Consider the following 18,244-nt stretch of genomic DNA (forward strand, 5'->3'; position numbering starts at 1 on the left):
TTCATGTCGTCGGGACATTGATCATGGATTCCTACCGCAACTCGGATCCGCGGCCGCCGATCATGCAGGGCTCGCCGCCCAGGCTGGTGCCGCCGAAGCTCGACTGGGACCGGCCGCCGTGGAACCGATGGGCATTCCAGCATATCCGCGAGTTCCTGCCGACCGTCGAAGTCTGGCGTGGCCACGGCCATCGCCATCGTTTCGAACGGGCCGAGGTCGATCTCGACGCATTGCCGGTGGAGGACAGCACAGGTGCGCCGACGACGCTCGCCGGGCTGCTCGACGAGACCTACACGGACGGATTCCTGGTGCTCAAGGACGGCAGGATCGCCTATGAGCGCTATTTCAACGGGATGGACGAGCGCACGCTGCACCTGTCTCAGTCGATGGCGAAGTCTGTCACCGGCTCGGTATTCGGCATCCTCGTCGGGCGAGGACTGATCGATCCGGCAAAGCCGGTCACCAGCTACCTTCCGGAACTCGGCGCGACCGCCTGGACGGGCGCCAGCGTGCAGCATGTGCTCGACATGACGACGGGCGTGCGCTTTTCCGAGGAATACACAAATCCCTGCTCAGAGATCGCCCAGGTCGACGTCGCCACCGGCTGGAAGCCGGTGCCGCCCGGCAGCGACCCATCCTTCCAATGGCCGTCGCATCTGTTCGAGCTGATCCTGCGGCTTAAGGACAAGGTGCGACCGCATGGCGAGGCGTTCGAGTATCGCTCGATCGAGACCGATGTGCTGGCCTTCATCATGGAGCGGGTGACCGGCAAGCGGCTGGCGCAACTGGTTTCCGAGGAACTCTGGCAAAAGCTCGGCGCGGATGAAAGCGCCTGCTTCACCGTCGACAGCGCCGGCTATGCGCTCGCCGACGGCGGCTTCAACGCGACGCTGCGCGACTACGCCCGCTTCGGCAAGCTGATCCTGGACAATGGCGGCGGCGTGGTGCTGGCCGAGTGGATCGAGGCGACGCGCACCGGCAGGCACGGCCCGGGCTTCAATCCCAGCCTGCCCGAAGGCAGCTACCGCAACCAGTTCTGGATCGAGGATCCGCGCTCGCGCGCGCTAATGTGCCGGGGTGTGTTCGGGCAGCTTATCCACATCGGCTGGGACAACAGAATGGTCGTGGTGAAGCTTTCGACCTATCCGGATTTCACCAACACAGCCTATTCGGTGGCGACGCTGAAGGCCGTGCACGCCATAGCCGCCGCGCTGGCCTGACCCACAAGCAAGCAGAGGATCCCGGAGACCGTCATGACCGGCAGGACCGCGTTCGAGACAAGATATGGCTTTGCCCGCAACGCGGTGCTGCTCTCCAACTGGCGCGAAAGCCCGTTCAATCGCTGGTCGTTCCAGAATGTCGGCGAGCTGGTGCCGAGCGCGCCCTTCGCATCCGCCAGCGGCAGCGAGGCGCCCCCGCAGGCGCTTGGCGGGCTGCTCGACGAAAAGGTCGCCTCGGCAAATGCGCCGGAAACGGTCGCGGCATTTCTCCAGCGCTCGGATACCGATGCGCTGACCATTATGAAGGGCGGCAAATGGGTCGGCGACTGGTTGGCGCCGCATATGGAATTTGGCGCCCGCCACATCATCTTCTCGATCAGCAAGTCGTTCACCGCCATTCTCGCCGGCATACTGGAAGGCGAGGGGGTGTTCGACCCGGAAGCGCCCGTCGTCAACTACATCCCTGAGGCCAAAAGCTCTGCCTATGGCGATGCAAGCTGCCGGCACGTGCTCGACATGACCGTCAGCCTCGATTTCGAGGAGGCCTATCTCGATCCCGAGAGCGCATTTGCCCGCTATCGCCGCGCCACGCTGTGGAATCCGGGCGGCGGGTCCGAAAGCCTCAAGGCGTTTCTCCTGACGTTGCAGCGTCTCGGCGAGCCACACGGCCGGACCTATCGCTACCGCTCGCCCAATTCCGATTTGCTCGGCGCGCTGCTGGAGCGGGCGTCGGGCCAGCGCATCGCCGATCTTCTGCGAGATAAATTGTGGCTGCCGCTCGGCGCGACGAGCGAGGGCTCGATCGCCGTCGACATGGAAGGCACGGCGCGCACCGCCGGCGGTATTTCGGTGACGCCGCGCGACCTGGCGCGGGTCGGCGAGATGATGCGGCAGGGCGGCATGGCCAATGGCCGCCGCATCGTGCCGGATGCCTGGGTCCGTGACACGGTTTCAACCGGCGGCAGCTTCGAGGCCTGGCAGCGCGGCACGATGGCGTTTCTCTTTCCCAAGGGCCGCTACCGCAACAAATGGTACCAGACCGGTCACGACAGCGGCGCCTATTGCGGTATCGGCATCCACGGCCAGTGGCTCTATGTCAATCCGCGGGACGAGGTGGTGATCGCCAAGATGTCGTCGCAGCCGGAGCCTGTCGACGACCGGCTCGATGTCGAGCTGGTGGCGTTCTTCGAGGCGCTGAGCCGGATGGTCTAAGCCGTTCCAGGCGGCCCGCCTTCGCAACCCTTTTCTGTGGAACCTCGCTGCAGGGGCTGAACAGCGCGGTTGGCGAGGACGGCATCCCGGCCTATGGTCGCCGCTCTTTTCGACAGGGACCGGCATGGCATCCGACATCAAGCGCATTGCGGCAATCATAGCGTCCGAGATCGGCGCGCGGCCCGAGCAGGCGGCGGCGGCGATCGAGCTTTTGGACGAGGGCGCGACTGTTCCCTTTGTCGCGCGCTACCGCAAGGAAGTCACCGGCGGGCTCGACGACACGCAGTTGCGCGACCTTGCCGAGCGTCTGGCCTATCTGCGCGAGCTCGACGCGCGCCGCGAGACGATCCTCGGTTCGATCCGTGAGCAGGGCAAGTTGACCGCGGAGCTCGAGGCCAAGATCAATGCCGCGGCAACCAAGGCCGAGCTGGAAGACATCTACCTACCCTACAAGCCGAAGCGGCGCACCAAGGCGGAGATCGCCAGGGAGCGGGGGCTCGGGCCGCTGGCCGAGGCGATCCTCGCCGACCGCGCGGCGGTGCCCGCCGATCTCGCGCTCGCCTACATCACCGAAGAAGTGGCAGACGCAAAGGCCGCGCTCGAGGGCGCGCGCGACATTCTGTCGGAACAGTTCGCCGAGAATGCCGATCTGGTCGGCAAGCTGCGCGCCTATATGAAGGAGCGTGCCTTCCTGCGCGCCAGGGTCGTCGACGGCAAGCAGGAGGCGGGTGCGAAGTTCTCCGACTATTTCGACCATGTCGAGCGCTGGGCGAACGTGCCCAGCCATCGGGCGCTCGCCATGTTGCGCGGCCGCAACGAGGAGGTGCTGTCGCTCGACATCGAGGTCGATGCCGACGATGCCTCGCCGGTGAAGCCGGCCGAGCGCATGATCGCCAATGCCTATGCGATCGGCGGCAGCCTGCCGGGCGACCGCTGGCTGATGGAGGTCGCCGGCTGGACCTGGCGCATCAAGCTGTCCCTGCATCTGACGCTCGACCTGATGCGCGACCTGCGCGAGCGCGCCGAGGAAGAGGCGATCCACGTCTTCGCGCGCAACTTGAAGGACCTGCTGCTCGCGGCGCCCGCCGGTTCGCGGCCGACGATGGGGCTCGATCCCGGCATCCGCACCGGCGTCAAGGTGGCGGTGGTCGACGGCACCGGCAAGCTGGTGGCGACGACGACGGTTTATCCGTTCCCGCCCAGGAACGATGTGCGCGGCACGCAGGCCGAGCTCGCCGCGCTCATCCGCCAGCACAAGGTCGAGCTGATCTCGATCGGTAACGGCACCGGCAGCCGCGAGACCGAGAAGTTGGTCGCTGACATGCTGTCGGACCTGCCAGCCGGTTCCGGCCCGAAGCCGCTCAAGGTGATCGTCAGCGAGGCGGGCGCTTCGGTCTATTCGGCCTCGTCGACGGCAGCGGCGGAATTCCCCGGCCTCGACGTGTCACTGCGCGGCGCCGTGTCGATCGCTCGCCGCTTGCAGGATCCGCTTGCCGAACTGGTCAAGATCGAGCCGAAGTCGATCGGCGTCGGCCAATATCAGCACGATGTCGACCAGTACCGGCTCGGCCGCTCGCTGGAAGCGGTGGTCGAAGATGCGGTGAATGCCGTCGGCGTCGATCTCAACACGGCGTCGGCGCCGTTGCTGGCACGGGTTTCGGGGCTAGGCCCATCGCTGGCCGAAGCGATCGTTGCGCATCGCGATGCGACCGGGCCGTTTGCCAGCCGCAAGGACCTGCTCAAGGTGGCGCGGCTCGGACCACGTGCCTTCGAACAGTCCGCCGGCTTTTTGCGCATTGCCAATGGCGCCGAGCCGCTCGATGCTTCCTCGGTGCATCCCGAAGCCTATGGCGTGGCGAAGAAGATCGTCGCAGCCTGCGGCCGCGACGTGCGCGCGCTGATGGGGATAGTGCCGCGCTCAAGGCGCTCGACCCGCGTGTCTTCGTCGACGAGCGCTTTGGCCTGCCGACGGTGCGCGACATCCTGGCGGAGCTGGAAAAGCCCGGCCGCGATCCGCGCCCCGGCTTCAAGACGGCGACCTTTGCCGAGGGTGTCGACGATATCAAGGACCTGAAGCCAGGCATGCTGCTCGAAGGCACGGTGACCAATGTCGCCGCCTTCGGCGCTTTTGTCGACATCGGCGTGCATCAGGACGGGCTGGTCCATGTCTCGCAACTGGCTGACCGCTTCATCAAGGATGCGCATGAGGTGGTGAAGGCGGGCGATGTGGTGAAGGTGCGGGTCGTCGACGTCGACATCAAGCGCAACCGCATTGGTCTCACGATGCGCAAGGACGGCGACGGCGGTGCCCCGCGGAGCGGCTCGCGCGACAATGGTGGCGGCAGGCCGGCGCCGCGCACGCCGGCGCCGCCGCGCCAGCCGGAGCCGCCGGCCGCGCAGGGCGCGTTCGGCGCGGCGCTTGCCGAGGCCATGAAGCGGAAGTAGCTACCAAGCCAGAACAGCCGGCTCCTTGCCGAGTTGGCCTAGCAGCCAGTCGCGAAAACTGGCGACCGGCGGATGGCCGCGCTTGTCATGCGGGACAACGAGGTAATAGGCGCTGCGGCTCTGCATCGGTTGACCCGGCGCCGGCAGCAGTTGGCCGCGCTGCAATTCTGCGGCAATCAGGATTTCCGGCAGCAACGCCACGCCGAGCCCGGCCATGCAGGCCTGGGCGGCGGTGCCGAACTGCTCGAACTGCATACCGGGTCCGGTCGGCGCGCTGAGCCCCTGATGCTCAAACCATTCGGTCCAGGCGCCGGGGCGCGTCGCCATGTGCAGCAGTGGCAGGCGGCAGATGTCGGCCGGCGTGGCGATCCGTTGCCCTTTCACGAATTCGGGCGATGCCACCGGCGCCACCGTCTCGCGCACGAGCAGCGTGGAATCGGCATCCGGCCAGTCGGGCAGGCCGTAATGGATGGCGGCGTCGAGCCGTTCGCGGGCGAAGTCGAAGCGGCCGACTCGAGTGACGAAGTTGATGGTGATGTCGGGGTTGTTGGCGACGAAATCGGGGATCAGCGGCATCAGCCAGCGCGTGCCGAAGGTCGGCAAAATCGCCAGGTTAAGGATGCCCCCATGCCGATTGCTCATCAATCCAAGGGCTGCGTTGCGCAGTTGCCCGAGCGCTGATCGCACCGCCTCGGCATAGGCCTCGCCTGCCGTCGACAGCCGGACATTGCGGCTGTCGCGCTCGAACAGGCGGCGTCCGAACTGTTCTTCCAAAAGGCCAACTTGCCGGCTGATGGCGCCTTGGGTGAGATCGAGCTCACGGGCGGCGGCGGTGAAGGAGCCCAGACGCGCCACCGCCTCGAAGGCGGCAAGGGCGCTGGTGGTCGGCAAAAGGCGGCGCTGGACGTTCATGATCTATTACTAACGCTCATTGATTGGTGATGCAATTTCGTTTGATTTTTTCCAGGCGGGGGCCGATAAGCCCCGCACCTCAAGATTTTGCGCGGGAGAGACAGGCCATGGCCGCCGACAAGAACGCATTCGTCTGGGAAGATCCCTTCCTGATCGAGGACCAACTCTCCGAGGATGAGCGCATGGTGCGCGACGGTGCCGCCGCTTTCGCCGCCGACAAGCTCGCGCCTCGCATCGAGGAGGCCTATCTCGACGAGAAGACCGATCCCTCGATCTTCCGCGAGATGGGCGAGGCGGGCCTGCTCGGCATCACCATTCCCGAGGAATATGGCGGGCTCGGCGCCAACTACGTCACCTATGGGCTGGTGGCGCGGGAAGTCGAGCGCATCGATTCCGGCTACCGCTCGATGATGAGCGTGCAGTCGTCGCTGGTGATGTACCCGATCCATGCCTATGGTTCGGACGAGCAGCGCAAGAAGTACCTGCCGAAGCTCGCCTCCGGCGAATGGATCGGCTGCTTCGGCCTCACCGAGCCGGATGCCGGTTCCGACCCGGGCGGCATGAAGACGCGAGCCGAGAAGACGGCGGGCGGCTACAGGCTTTCCGGCTCGAAGATGTGGATCTCCAACGCCCCGATCGCCGACGTCTTCGTCGTCTGGGCGAAATCGGCGGCGCACGACAACCAGATCCGCGGTTTCGTGCTGGAGAAGGGAATGAAGGGGCTGTCGGCGCCGAAGATCGGTGGCAAGCTGTCGCTGCGCGCGTCAATCACCGGCGAGGTGGTGATGGATGGCGTCGAGGTCGGCGAAGACGCGCTGCTGCCCAATGTCTCGGGCCTCAAGGGGCCGTTCGGCTGTCTCAACCGGGCGCGCTACGGTATCTCCTGGGGCGCGATGGGCGCCGCTGAGGATTGCTGGCACCGGGCGCGGCAATACGGCCTGGACCGCAAGCAGTTCGGCAAGCCGCTCGCCGGCACGCAGCTCTTCCAAAAAAAGCTCGCCGACATGCAGACCGAGATCACGCTGGGCCTGCAGGGCTCGCTCAGGGTCGGGCGGCTCATGGACGAAGGCAAGATGGCGCCGGAGATGATCTCGATCGTCAAGCGCAACAATTGCGGCAAGGCGCTCGACATCGCCCGCCAGGCCCGCGACATGCACGGCGGCAACGGCATCCAGATCGGCTACCACGTCATGCGCCATGCGCAGAACCTGGAGACGGTCAACACCTATGAAGGCACGCATGACGTGCATGCGCTGATCCTCGGACGGGCGCAGACTGGTATCCAGGCGTTTTTCTAAGCCGGCAACGCTGCTTAAATTAGGTGCAGCGCAACATCTCTGCTTGGAGAATGGCCTGCATTTGTGTCAGGGTTCGGCGAAGTGAAACGCCGAACCCCGGGGCACCATGGCAATTCTGGCAGCTGTCCACCACCTGACCCACTACAAATACGACCGGCCGGTCGTGCTTGGGCCCCAGGTGATCAGGCTGCAGCCGGCGCCGCATTCGCGCACCAAGGTGCTAAGCCACTCGCTGAAGGTCGAACCGAAGAATCACTTCGTCAACCTGCAGCAGGACCCTTACGGCAACTTCCTCGCCCGCTTCGTCTTCCCTGAGCCGGTGAACGAGCTCAAGATCGAGGTCGATCTCGTCGCCGACATGACGGTCTACAATCCGTTCGATTTCTTCGTCGAGGAATCGGCCGAGAATTTTCCGTTCGAGTATCCGGAAGAAATCAGGGAAGACCTCGCCATCTACCGGACGCCGGAGCCGGCGGGGCCGCTGCTGTCGGCTTTCCTCGGAACGATCGACCGCAGCCCGAGGAACACCGTCAATTTCCTCGTCGACCTCAACGCGCGACTGCAACGCGAGATCGCCTACATCGTGCGCATGGAGACAGGTGTCTTTTCGCCGGAGGAGACGCTGGCCGCGGCCAAGGGCTCGTGCCGGGATACCAGCTGGCTCCTGGTGCAGATCCTGAGGAATCTCGGCATCGCCGCGCGCTTCGTCTCCGGCTACCTGATCCAGCTCAAGCCGGATCTCGTCTCGCTGGACGGGCCGCCCGGCACCGCTGTCGACTTCACCGACCTGCATGCCTGGTGCGAGGTCTATATTCCGGGCGCCGGCTGGATCGGCTTCGACCCGACCTCGGGCCTGCTCACCGGCGAGAGCCATGTGCCGCTGGCCGCCACTCCGCATTTCCGCAACGCCGCGCCGATTTCCGGCATGGCGAGCTTCGCTAATGTCGATTTCGGCTTCGACATGCGGGTCGACCGCATCGCCGAGCATCCACGCATCACCAAGCCGTTTTCGGACGAAAGCTGGCAGGCGCTCGACGCGCTGGGCAACAAGGTCGACGCGGCGCTCACCGCGGGCGACGTTCGCCTCACCATGGGCGGCGAGCCGACCTTCGTGTCGATCGACGATTTCGAGTCGGCGGAATGGAACACGGCGGCGGTTGGCCCGACCAAACGTGAGAAGGCTGATGCATTGATCCGCCGGCTGCGCGAACGCTTCGCGCCGGGCGGCTTCCTCCACTATGGCCAGGGCAAGTGGTATCCGGGCGAAAGCCTGCCGCGCTGGACCTTCTCGCTCTACTGGCGCACCGATGGCGAGCCGGTGTGGCGCGACCCGTCCCTGATCGCGCGCGAAAGGAGCGAGACGGACATCGGGCCGCAGCAGGCCGAAAGCCTGCTGACGGCGATCGCCGGCGAGCTCGGCATCGACAAGGCGATGGTCAGCGAGGCCTATGAGGATCCGGCCGAATGGCTGCTCAAGGAAGGCAAGCTGCCGGACAATGTCGATCCGTCCAATTCCAAGCTGGAGGACCCGGAAGAGCGCAGCCGCATGGCGCGGGTGTTCGAGCGCGGCCTGACCAAACCGTCGGGCTATGTGCTGCCGGTGCAGCGCTGGAACAGCCAGGCAGCGGGGCCGCGCTGGCGATCGGAGAAATGGAAGACCAGGCGTGGCCGGTTGTTCCTGGTTCCCGGCGATTCGCCGGTCGGCTATCGCTTGCCGCTTGGCACTCTGCCCTATGTGCCGCCGGCGCAATTCCCCTACATCGTGCCGGTCGACCCATCGGTTCCGCGTGGCCCGCTGCCGGAGCGCGCGGCCATTTTGCCGGTAGCGTCGCCGGCCGAACTGGAAGGCGCCGACGATATGGCGCGCCGCCAGCAGGCGGTGTCGTTCACCGCAGTGGTCGGCCAGCAGGACCGTGTCGAACAGCAGATCGCCGAGATCGGCGGCGCGGTGCGCACCGCGCTCACCGTCGAGCCGCGCGATGGCCGACTCTGCGTGTTCATGCCGCCGGTCGAGGCGCTGGAAGATTATCTCGAACTGGTCGCGGCGGCCGAGAACGCCGCGCGCTCGATCGGACTGCCGGTGCACATCGAGGGCTACGGCCCGCCGCACGATCCGCGTCTCAACGTCATCCGCGTTGCTCCCGATCCCGGCGTCATCGAGGTCAATATCCATCCCGCCGCCAACTGGCAGGAATGCGTTGCCACGACCACGGCAATCTACGAGGAGGCGCGGCAGTCGCGACTCGGCACCGACAAGTTCATGATCGACGGCCGCCATACCGGCACCGGCGGAGGCAACCATGTCGTGGTGGGCGGCGCGACGCCGAACGACAGCCCGTTCCTGCGCCGGCCCGACCTCTTGAAGAGCCTGGTGCTGCAATGGCAGCGCCACCCGTCGCTGTCCTACCTGTTCTCGGGCCTGTTCATCGGCCCGACCAGCCAGGCGCCGCGTTTCGACGAGGCGCGCCACGACTCGCTCTACGAACTCGAAATCGCGATGGCGCAGGTGCCGCATCCCGATAAGGGCGCGGCCCCGTTGCCATGGCTGGTCGATCGGCTGTTCCGCAATCTCTTGACCGACGTCACCGGCAACACGCACCGCTCCGAAATCTGCATCGACAAATTGTTCTCGCCCGACGGCCCGACCGGCCGGCTGGGCCTCGTCGAGTTCCGCGGTTTCGAGATGCCCCCCAATGCGCGCATGAGCCTGGCGCAGCAACTGTTGGTGCGCGCTATCATCGCCCGCGCGTGGAAGAACCCGCTCGATGGCCGCTTCGTGCGCTGGGGCACCTCGCTGCACGACCGCTTCATGCTGCCGCACCATGTCTGGGCGGATTTCCTCGACGTGCTGGAGGACCTGAAGCTCAACGGCTTCGAATTCCGTCCGGAATGGTTCGCCGCGCAGCTCGAATTCCGCTTTCCCTTCTGCGGCGAGGTCCAGCATGCCGGCGTCAAGCTGGAGCTCAGGCAGGCGCTGGAACCTTGGCACGTGATGGGCGAGCAAGGCGCGATCGGCGGCACCGTGCGCTTCGTCGATTCTTCCGTCGAGCGGCTCCAGGTGAAGACGGAGGGCCTCAATCCGGAGCGTCACGCCGTCGTCTGCAACGGCCGCGTCGTACCGATGAACGTGACGGACAACAGGGAGATTGCGGTGGCGGGCGTGCGCTTCAAGGCCTGGCAGCCAGCCTCGGGCCTGCATCCGGCGCTGCCGGTCAACACGCCGCTGGTCTTCGATATCTACGACCGCTGGTCGGGCCGGGCGGTGGGCGGCTGCGTCTACCATGTCGCGCATCCCGGCGGGCGCAATTACGACACCTTCCCGGTCAATGGCAACGAGGCGGAGGCGCGGCGGCTTGCCCGCTTCGAGCCACGCGGCCACACACCGGCGGGTTACGTGCTCCACAACGAAGAAGCTTCTGAAGATTTCCCGATGACCCTTGACCTCAGGCGGCCTCCAAGACTCTGATCGACGATGGCGAAGGGGAATCAGAAGAAGATAGGCGGCAAGCCGCTGAGCCACAGTCTGCTGGAGCACTACCAGCCGATCGACGGCGTCGTCGACGAGATGGTCGACGCCTCGGGCAATCCGCGCCCGGTCTGGCGCGCCTTCATCGAGGCGCTGGAGGACCTTGGCCCTGAAAAGCTCGCCCAGCGCTTCGCCCGCGCCGACCAGTATCTGCGCGACGCCGGCGTCTATTACCGCGTCTACGACAAGGCGGGCGCCAATGAGCGCGAGTGGCCCCTGGCGCATGTCCCGCTGCTGATCGAGGAAAAGGAATGGGCCGCGATCAGCGCCGGCCTCGTGCAGCGCGCCGACCTTTTCGAGGAGATTCTGGCCGACGTCTACGGTCCGAACCGGCTGATTCAAAAGGGCATCCTGCCGGCCAGCCTGATCGCCGCCAGCCCGGAATATTTGCGGCCCGTCGCCGGCACAAGGCCGGCCAGCGGCCATTTCCTCCACATGCTGGCCTTCGAGCTTGGCCGCGGTCCGGACGGCCGCTGGTGGGTGCTGGGCGACCGCACGCAGGCGCCGTCGGGCGCGGGCTTCGCGCTGGAGAACCGTGTCGCCACCACGCGCGCGCTGTCCGACATCTATGGCGAGATGCATGTCCATCGCCTCGCCGGCTTCTTCCGCCGTTTTCGCGACGCGCTGATCGGCATGGCCAAGGACACTGGCGGGCGCGTCGCCATCCTGACGCCGGGACCGCTCAATGAGACCTATTACGAGCACGCCTATATCGCGCGCTATCTCGGCATCATGCTGCTCGAAGGCGAGGACCTGACCGTCTCCAGCGGCAAGCTGATGGTGCGCACCGTCTCGGGGTTGAAGCCGATCGGCGTGCTGTGGCGGCGGCTCGATGCCGCCTTCGCCGATCCGCTGGAACTCAGGCCGGATTCTCAGATCGGCACGCCCGGCCTGGTCGAGGCGATCCGCAGCGGCACGGTCTCGGCCGTCAATGCGCTGGGCTCGGGCCTGATGGAGACGCGGGCGCTGCTATCCTTCCTGCCGAGGATTTCCAGGGAATTGCGCGGCGAAGAATTGCTGCTGCCGAGCGTCGCCACCTGGTGGTGCGGGCAGGACAACGAGCGCGACCATGTGCTTGCCAATTTCGACCGCATGGTGGTCGGACCGGCGCTGTCGACACGGCTTGCCTTCGAGGACGACGATGCGACCAGGCTGGGATCGATGCTCTCCGATGCCGAGCGGGCCGAACTGGTGGCGCGGATCAAGGGCAGCGGCGGCGACTTCGTCGGCCAGGAAGCAGTGACGCTTTCGACAACGCCCGTCTATGTCGGCGGCTGGCTGGAGCCGCGGCCGGCCAGCCTGCGCGTCTATCTGGCGCGCACGGCGGATGGCTGGACGGTGATGCCCGGCGGTTTTGCCCGGGTCGGCTTCTCGCAGGACACGACAGCCATAGCCATGCAGCGCGGCGGCCAGGCGGCGGATGTCTGGGTGGTCAGCGACCGGCCGGTCGAGCGCGAGACACTGCTGCCGCAGGAGCATGACAGCTTCACCCGCTCCATGCCTGGGAGTCTGCCCAGCCGCGCGGCGGAGAACCTGACATGGCTCGGCCGCTACATCGAGCGATCGGAAGACACGGCCCGCGTGCTGCGCGCCTATCATGTGCGGCTGGCTGAGACCTCCGATCCTGAAACGCCGCTGCTTGCCGATATCAGGGATTATCTCGAACCGTTCGGCATCGACGTCGAAACGGCGATCCCGCTTGGCCTGATCGGCACGCTAGACAGCGCCGTCTACAGCGCCGGGCAGATTCGCGACCGTTTTTCGCCGGATGGCTGGCTGGCGCTGAAGGACCTGTCGAAGACCATCCATCAGTTCGCCAGGACCGTGGCGCCAGGCGACGACGCGACCCGGGCGATGACGGTGATCCTGCGCAAGCTCGCCGGCTTCTCCGGCCTGCTGCACGAGAACATGTACCGCTTCACCGGCTGGCGCTTTCTCGAAATCGGCCGGCGGCTGGAGCGCGGCATCCAGATCGCCCGCATGCTTGCCCGGCTGACCAGGGCTGGCGCGCCCGACGGCGCGCTCGACATGATGCTGGAGATCGGCGACAGCGTCATGACTCATCGCCGGCAGTACCCGGTGCAGGCCGGCCGGCGCACGGTGATCGATCTCCTGGCGCTCGACCCGCTCAACCCGCGCTCCATCCTGTTTCAGCTCGAGCGGTTGAAGGCGGAGATCGGCATGCTGCCTTCGAGCGGCGGCGAAGGGCACATGTCGCCGGCGGCAAAGGAAATCCTTCAGCTCAACACGGCGATCGCCGTCATGGAACCCTCGGACATGACGGCGCAAGTCATCGACGATCTCGCCAATGAGATCGGCGGCCTCTACAACAGCCTCGCCAAGGCCTTTTTCGGATAGCGCATGCTCTACGACATCAGGCTTCATCTGAGCTACGACTATGATGCCGCGGCCGGTGGCGGCCGGCACCAGGTGCGCGTGCTGCCGCCGACGATTGTCGGCGTGCAGCGGGTAGTCGCGGCTTCGCTGTCCTTCGTGCCGGCTCCAGGCGAGCGCTCCGACTTTTCCGATTTCTTTGGCAACAACGTCACTTCGATCGCCTTTCGCGATGCACATGACGCGCTCGACATCCGGATGAGCGCGCGCGTGTCGGTGTCGCGCCCGGAACCGGGGCTGGACGTATCGCCCGACCTCCAGCGGCTGCGGGAAGAACTCGGCGGCGTGCGGTCGCTGTCGCCGGATTCCCCGCATCATTTTCTTGCCGCCAGCGATCATGCCGGCATCGATTCCGCGATCACCGCCTATGCGAAAGGCAGCATCGCCGGCTCGACCGTCGCCACGGTCCTGGACCTGTGCAACCGCATCCATCGCGATTTCACCTATGATGGCGAGGCCACCACCGTGCAGACCCGCGCCAGCGATGCCTTCGGCCTGAAGCGCGGCGTCTGCCAGGACTTCTCGCATATCATGATCGCCGGCCTGCGCGGCCTCGGCATTCCCGCTGGCTATGTCAGCGGCTTCCTGCGCACCATACCGCCAAAGGGCAAGCCCCGGCTCGAAGGTGCCGATGCCATGCATGCATGGGTCAAGGCCTGGTGCGGGCGTGACGCCGGATGGCAGGAATTCGATCCGACCAACGGCATGCGGGCGAGCAACGACCACATCACGGTCGGCTACGGGCGGGACTATTCCGATGTGGCGCCGATCGTCGGCGTGCTCAAGACGACCGGCGGCCAGGCGGCCGAGCAAGCGGTCGATGTCATTCCGGTCGTGCTCGAAAAGCTGTGAACACATCGGGGTCCAGGCCTGTGCCGTACGGGCGGAGCGAGCAAAGACTGCTTCTCAAATCCGGACGCTGTCGCTATCTTGCGCTTCGGGGCGGTACGGCCGGATGCATGGGTTTTGCGCCGGTGCGGAGTTGTCATTGAAAGCTGTCAGCGTCATCATTCCGGCACACAATGCAGCAGCGACCATAGTGAGGACGCTGGGATCGCTGCGTTCGGAAGCGGACGCCATCGGCGAGGTGCTGCTGGTCGACGATTTGTCCTCGGACGGCACGGCAGCGGTCGCCAGCGATGCTGCTTCACGGTTGGGCCTGCCGTTGCGCGTCATCCAGTCCAACTGCAGGGACGCCGGCGGAGCCCGCAATCTCGCCCTGTCGCAGGCGAACCATCCCTGGATCTACATGATCGATGCCGACGACCTGCATCTGGAGGGCGGGCTGCGGTCATTGCTGCTTCAGGCCAGCATGCAGGCAAGGGCCGACATGGTGGTCGGCGCCTATCGTCGGCGGACCGACGGCGTCGACCGGCAGATCAAGCTGCCTGCCGGCTATACGGCCGCGAGCATCGCCAATGCCTCGGCCTATATCGAAGGTCACATACGTTCGATTGCGGTGGGAAGCGCGCTGGTGTCCCGGCAGGCGATCGGGGAAACGCGGTTCCCAACCGGGCTCGCCTATGACGAGGACACGTTGTTCTGGGCAAGGGTGTTGAGCAAGGCCCGGCTTGCGATCATCACGCAACCGGTCATGACCTACTGTGTTTCGGCGGAACGCTCCGACGACCGCTTCATCGTGCTGCCGGCAAAGCGCTTCCTCGAATGGCGCAATGCGCTGCACGGGCTCGCCGATTGCGGGATTGCGAAGTCGACGCTGAAGACCAGGGAAGGGCTTGTCGCCCTGAAGATCGCGCGCGTCCACTATGCGCGCGGCGACCTGGATACGGCGGCCCGGTTCCTGGCCGTGGCCAAGGCCGCGCCGAAGGTGCCGTCGGACATCTGGCGTTGCATGCGCTATCAGTTCAAGCTTGCGGCGCGGCGCCGGTTTTCCATGCCGCGTGTCCAGTTGCAAAGCGCCTGATGGCCGAGAGGCCGGAACTCGCAGTCGTGGTGATTGGTTTGCGGGCGCCTGCCGAGTTGGTCGCAGCAGTAAGATCGGCGCTCGACCAGAATGCACCGTTCGAGGTCGTGGTCGTGAATTCCGGCGGCGGGGATGTCCAGGCACTGCTGGGTCGTGCCGGACTCGATGTCAGGGTCATCGAGGTCGGGCAGCGACTGTTCGCCGGCGCTGCGCGAAATATCGGCCTGCGGCGACACAAGCCCCGTTCGTCGCCTTCCTTGCCGCGGATTGCCTCGCCTGCCCGCGCTGGGCAGAGATCCGATGACGGCGGGCTCTGGATGGCGGACCTGTCGGCCGTCGCGCGAGCGTGAACCCTTAAGAGCAGCACGGAACCAGTCGCCGGCGATGCGGCTTATCTACGGACCAGTTCCGTGGGATGCATCATGCTGCAACGACCGCAATCCTCCCCTGACCGTTCAGCAGGAGAGGACGAAACCCGAAAGAACGGCGCGCAAGATTCGGCCGAGCGCGCGTCGCTCACCTATGTCAGCGATGCCGATCCCGGCATTCGCCGCAAGCGAAAAGGCAAGGGCTTTGCCTATCTCGGGCTCCAGGGCCGTTCGGTCTCAGCGGCCACGCTTGCGCGCATCAAGGCACTGGCCATTCCGCCGGCGTGGACCGATGTCTGGATTTCGCCTGATGCCCGCGGGCACATCCAGGCGACCGGCCGGGACCAGCGCGGGCGCAAGCAATACCGCTATCATGCGCTGTGGGCCGCCGAGCGCGACGGCGCCAAATATTCAAGCTTGGTCGCCTTTGCCAAAAGCCTGCCCGGACTGCGGCGCCGCATCGATGCGGATCTGCGCCGTCACGGTCTGCCGGCGGAGCGCGTCGTCGCGGCGACCGTCTGGCTGCTCGACAATACGATGATCCGCGTCGGCAATGCCGCCTATGCCCGCGACAACAAGAGTTTCGGCCTGACGACGTTGCGCGACCGTCATGTCGACATCGAGGGATCGCACTTGCGCTTTGCCTTCAAGGGCAAGTCCGGCAAGGAATGGAAGCTGAAGCTGGTCGACCGCCGGATCGCCAGGATCGTGCGCGGCGCGCAGGAACTTCCGGGCCAGAAGCTGCTTCAGTATCTTGACGAGGACGGCAACAGGCATCCGGTCGGTTCGGGCGACGTCAACCGCTATATCCGCGACGCGGCCGACGCGGATTTCAGCTCGAAGCATTTCCGAACCTGGGGCGGCACCATCCACGCCGCGTCGCTGTTTGCACAAGCCGAGCGTCCGGAAAGCCAGGCGCAGATGAAGCGGGTCATGAACGGGATCATCGACAGGGTCGCCGAGCGCCTCGGCAACACGCGTGCCATCTGCCGCAAATGCTACATCCACCCGCTGGTCTTCGAAGCATGGGCAAACGGCCGGCTGCTCAGCGAAATGGCGGAGGCAAGCAAGCGAAAACGCCTGATACCCGGTCTCGACGAAGAGGAGACGCTGGTGTTGCGATGGCTTGAGACGCGCGGCGCCTGACCAGTGGCACGGGTGGACGGGCAAGCCCGTGTGATCGCTCAATATTTTTTTATCGACGTTGTGTCGGGAAGGGCCCTACTGTCGCGTCCTTTGATACGGAAAGGATTTGCCATGCTCTACGCCATCCTCTGCTACGCCTCCGAAGACGTCGTCTGCTCCTGGAGCAAGGAACAGGACGACGAGGTCATGGCAAAGCTATTGGGCGTGCAGGAAAAATACGCCCAGGCCGGGCGGCTTGGGCCCGTCGCGCGTCTCTTGCCGACCACCGCCGCGACGACGTTGCGCACGGTCAAGGGCGAGCCGGTCGTCATCGACGGCCCGTTCGCCGAAACCAAGGAACAGTTCCTCGGCTTCTATACGCTCGAATGCGCCGACCTCGACGAGGCCGTCGACTTCGCGCGCGAGCTTTCCGAGGTCAATCCAAGCGGCGGCTCCTACGAGATACGCCCGGTTTCCCTCTTCAATCCGGCCAGAGTACCCGCATGACCGAGCTTGCCTGGATAAGCACCGCGATCAGCACCGCCCGTCCGCAGGCGATGGGTGCGCTGCTGCGCTACTTCCGCGATCTCGACGCCGCGGAAGAAGCTTTCCAGGATGCGTGCCTGAGGGCGCTGAAGAACTGGCCGAAGAACGGCCCGCCGCGCGATCCCGCCGCCTGGCTGATCTTCGTCGGCCGCAACAGCGGCATCGACGCGGTCCGCAAGCGGTCCAAGCAGGCGCCGCTGCCGGAAGAGGACCAGATCTCCGACCTGGAGGATACCGAAAGCGATATCGCCGAGCGTCTCGACGGCGCCCACTATCGCGACGACATCCTGCGGCTCCTGTTCATCTGCTGCCATCCGGACCTGCCGGCGACGCAGCAGATCGCGGTGGCATTGCGCATCGTCTCCGGCCTTACCGTCAAACAGATCGCGCGCGCCTTCCTGGTCGGCGAAAGCGCCATGGAGCAGCGCATCACCCGCGCCAAGGCGCGCATCGCGGATGCCGGCGTGCCTTTCGAGACGCCGGGCGCCGTCGAGCGCTCGGAACGGCTCGCGGCGGTGGCCGCCATGGTCTACCTGATCTTCAACGAGGGCTATTCGACCAACAGCGGCGAGGCGCCGGCGCGCGCGCCGCTCTGCGAGGAGGCGATCCGGCTGGCGCGGCTCTTGCTTCGGCTGTTCCAGACCGAGCCGGAGATCATGGGGCTGACGGCACTGCTCCTGCTGCAGCATGCGCGGGCGCCGGCACGCTTCGACGTCAGTGGCGAGATCGTCCTGCTGGAGGACCAGGACCGCAGTCTCTGGAGCCGCAAGATGATCGACGAGGGCCTGGCGCTGGTCGACAAGGCGCTGCGCCACCAGAAGCCCGGCCCCTACCAGGTGCAAGCGGCGATCGCCGCGCTGCATGCGCGGGCGGTGAAGCCCGAAGACACCGACTGGACCGAGATCGACCTGCTCTACAGCCTGCTCGAGCGCATGCAGCCGTCGCCGGTGGTGACGCTCAATCGCGCCGTAGCGGTGTCCAAGGTGCGCGGCCCCGAGGCGGCGCTCGCCATGATCGAGCCGCTGGAGGATAGGCTGTCCGGCTATTTCCACTTCTTCGGCCTCAAGGGCGGCCTGCTGATGCAACTCGACCGCGGCGATGAGGCGCGCGTTGCGTTCGACCGGGCGATCGCGCTTGCCAACACAGCCGCCGAGGCGGCCCATATCCGCATGCATATCGACCGCCTGATGAAGGAAGGCGCCGAGCGGGCCGCGCAAAAGGCGCGCTGAGCGGCCGTCTCGAAAGTCTGGCCCAACCCTGCGGTCCGGGCTTAG

12 protein-coding genes and 1 pseudogene are annotated in these 18,244 nt (G+C 65.9%); 12 read left to right on the forward strand and 1 reads right to left on the reverse strand.

From position 1 onward, the window contains the following. Positions 1-23 precede the first annotated feature (23 nt). The 3 genes and pseudogenes from EJ073_RS28300 (at position 24) to EJ073_RS28310 (ending at position 4,877) form a co-directional block, all read left to right on the forward strand. Entirely contained in the window at positions 24-1,220 is a 1,197-nt protein-coding gene (locus tag EJ073_RS28300) for a serine hydrolase (RefSeq protein WP_126058512.1), read from the forward strand. A 33-nt stretch (positions 1,221-1,253) separates the two neighbouring features. Further along, positions 1,254-2,432 carry a serine hydrolase gene (locus EJ073_RS28305; protein ID WP_126058513.1) on the forward strand — a complete coding sequence of 393 codons (1,179 nt, stop codon included), beginning with the start codon at positions 1,254-1,256 and terminating at the stop codon, positions 2,430-2,432. 124 nt (positions 2,433-2,556) lie between these two features. Beyond that, positions 2,557-4,877 (forward strand): annotated as a pseudogene (locus tag EJ073_RS28310) (Tex family protein). On the opposite strand, the gene EJ073_RS28315 reads toward EJ073_RS28310, so the two are convergent. Further along, positions 4,878-5,789, reverse strand: a complete 912-nt coding sequence (locus EJ073_RS28315; RefSeq protein ID WP_126058514.1) for a LysR family transcriptional regulator — start codon at positions 5,787-5,789, stop codon at positions 4,878-4,880. Between the two features lie 107 nt (positions 5,790-5,896). Between EJ073_RS28315 and EJ073_RS28320 the strand changes: the two genes are divergently transcribed. From EJ073_RS28320 to EJ073_RS28360, 9 genes are all read left to right on the forward strand, one after another. Continuing rightward, positions 5,897-7,087, forward strand: a complete 1,191-nt coding sequence (locus tag EJ073_RS28320; RefSeq protein ID WP_126058515.1) for an acyl-CoA dehydrogenase — start codon at positions 5,897-5,899, stop codon at positions 7,085-7,087. A 106-nt stretch (positions 7,088-7,193) separates the two neighbouring features. Then, complete coding sequence (locus EJ073_RS28325) at positions 7,194-10,553, forward strand: transglutaminase family protein (protein ID WP_126058516.1); 3,360 nt, start codon at positions 7,194-7,196, stop codon at positions 10,551-10,553. 6 nt (positions 10,554-10,559) lie between these two features. Continuing rightward, the gene (locus tag EJ073_RS28330) at positions 10,560-12,971 is read left to right on the forward strand and encodes a circularly permuted type 2 ATP-grasp protein (RefSeq protein WP_126058517.1); all 2,412 of its coding nucleotides are present in this window, start codon (positions 10,560-10,562) and stop codon (positions 12,969-12,971) included. 3 nt (positions 12,972-12,974) lie between these two features. Beyond that, positions 12,975-13,859 (forward strand): transglutaminase family protein, encoded by an 885-nt coding sequence (locus EJ073_RS28335; protein ID WP_126058518.1) that lies wholly within the window; start codon positions 12,975-12,977, stop codon positions 13,857-13,859. A gap of 136 nt (positions 13,860-13,995) precedes the next feature. Continuing rightward, positions 13,996-14,931, forward strand: a complete 936-nt coding sequence (locus EJ073_RS28340) for a glycosyltransferase family 2 protein (protein ID WP_126058519.1) — start codon at positions 13,996-13,998, stop codon at positions 14,929-14,931. Continuing rightward, positions 14,931-15,281, forward strand: a complete 351-nt coding sequence (locus EJ073_RS28345; protein WP_126058520.1) for a glycosyltransferase — start codon at positions 14,931-14,933, stop codon at positions 15,279-15,281. The genes EJ073_RS28340 and EJ073_RS28345 overlap by 1 nt, the downstream gene beginning before the upstream one ends. A 72-nt stretch (positions 15,282-15,353) precedes the next feature. After that, on the forward strand, positions 15,354-16,445 hold the full coding sequence (locus tag EJ073_RS28350) for a DNA topoisomerase IB (protein WP_126058521.1): 1,092 nt from the start codon (positions 15,354-15,356) through the stop codon (positions 16,443-16,445). Positions 16,446-16,556: 111 nt separating this feature from the next. Then, complete coding sequence (locus EJ073_RS28355; protein WP_126058522.1) at positions 16,557-16,931, forward strand: YciI family protein; 375 nt, start codon at positions 16,557-16,559, stop codon at positions 16,929-16,931. Further along, entirely contained in the window at positions 16,928-18,199 is a 1,272-nt protein-coding gene (locus tag EJ073_RS28360; protein WP_126058523.1) for an RNA polymerase sigma factor, read from the forward strand. The genes EJ073_RS28355 and EJ073_RS28360 overlap by 4 nt, the downstream gene beginning before the upstream one ends. Positions 18,200-18,244 lie beyond the last annotated feature (45 nt).

The sequence above is a fragment of the Mesorhizobium sp. M4B.F.Ca.ET.058.02.1.1 genome, assembly GCF_003952505.1.
Classification (GTDB): domain Bacteria; phylum Pseudomonadota; class Alphaproteobacteria; order Rhizobiales; family Rhizobiaceae; genus Mesorhizobium.

Excerpts from the sequence above, each read along its gene's own strand:
- EJ073_RS28300 (WP_126058512.1), top strand. The coding sequence starts at position 24 with ATGGATTCCTACCGCAACTCGGATCCGCGGCCGCCGATCATGCAGGGC.
- EJ073_RS28305 (WP_126058513.1), top strand. The coding sequence starts at position 1,254 with ATGACCGGCAGGACCGCGTTCGAGACAAGATATGGCTTTGCCCGCAAC.
- EJ073_RS28315 (WP_126058514.1), bottom strand. The coding sequence starts at position 5,789 with ATGAACGTCCAGCGCCGCCTTTTGCCGACCACCAGCGCCCTTGCCGCC.
- EJ073_RS28320 (WP_126058515.1), top strand. The coding sequence starts at position 5,897 with ATGGCCGCCGACAAGAACGCATTCGTCTGGGAAGATCCCTTCCTGATC.
- EJ073_RS28325 (WP_126058516.1), top strand. The coding sequence starts at position 7,194 with ATGGCAATTCTGGCAGCTGTCCACCACCTGACCCACTACAAATACGAC.
- EJ073_RS28330 (WP_126058517.1), top strand. The coding sequence starts at position 10,560 with ATGGCGAAGGGGAATCAGAAGAAGATAGGCGGCAAGCCGCTGAGCCAC.
- EJ073_RS28335 (WP_126058518.1), top strand. The coding sequence starts at position 12,975 with ATGCTCTACGACATCAGGCTTCATCTGAGCTACGACTATGATGCCGCG.
- EJ073_RS28345 (WP_126058520.1), top strand. The coding sequence starts at position 14,931 with ATGGCCGAGAGGCCGGAACTCGCAGTCGTGGTGATTGGTTTGCGGGCG.
- EJ073_RS28350 (WP_126058521.1), top strand. The coding sequence starts at position 15,354 with ATGCTGCAACGACCGCAATCCTCCCCTGACCGTTCAGCAGGAGAGGAC.
- EJ073_RS28355 (WP_126058522.1), top strand. The coding sequence starts at position 16,557 with ATGCTCTACGCCATCCTCTGCTACGCCTCCGAAGACGTCGTCTGCTCC.
- EJ073_RS28360 (WP_126058523.1), top strand. The coding sequence starts at position 16,928 with ATGACCGAGCTTGCCTGGATAAGCACCGCGATCAGCACCGCCCGTCCG.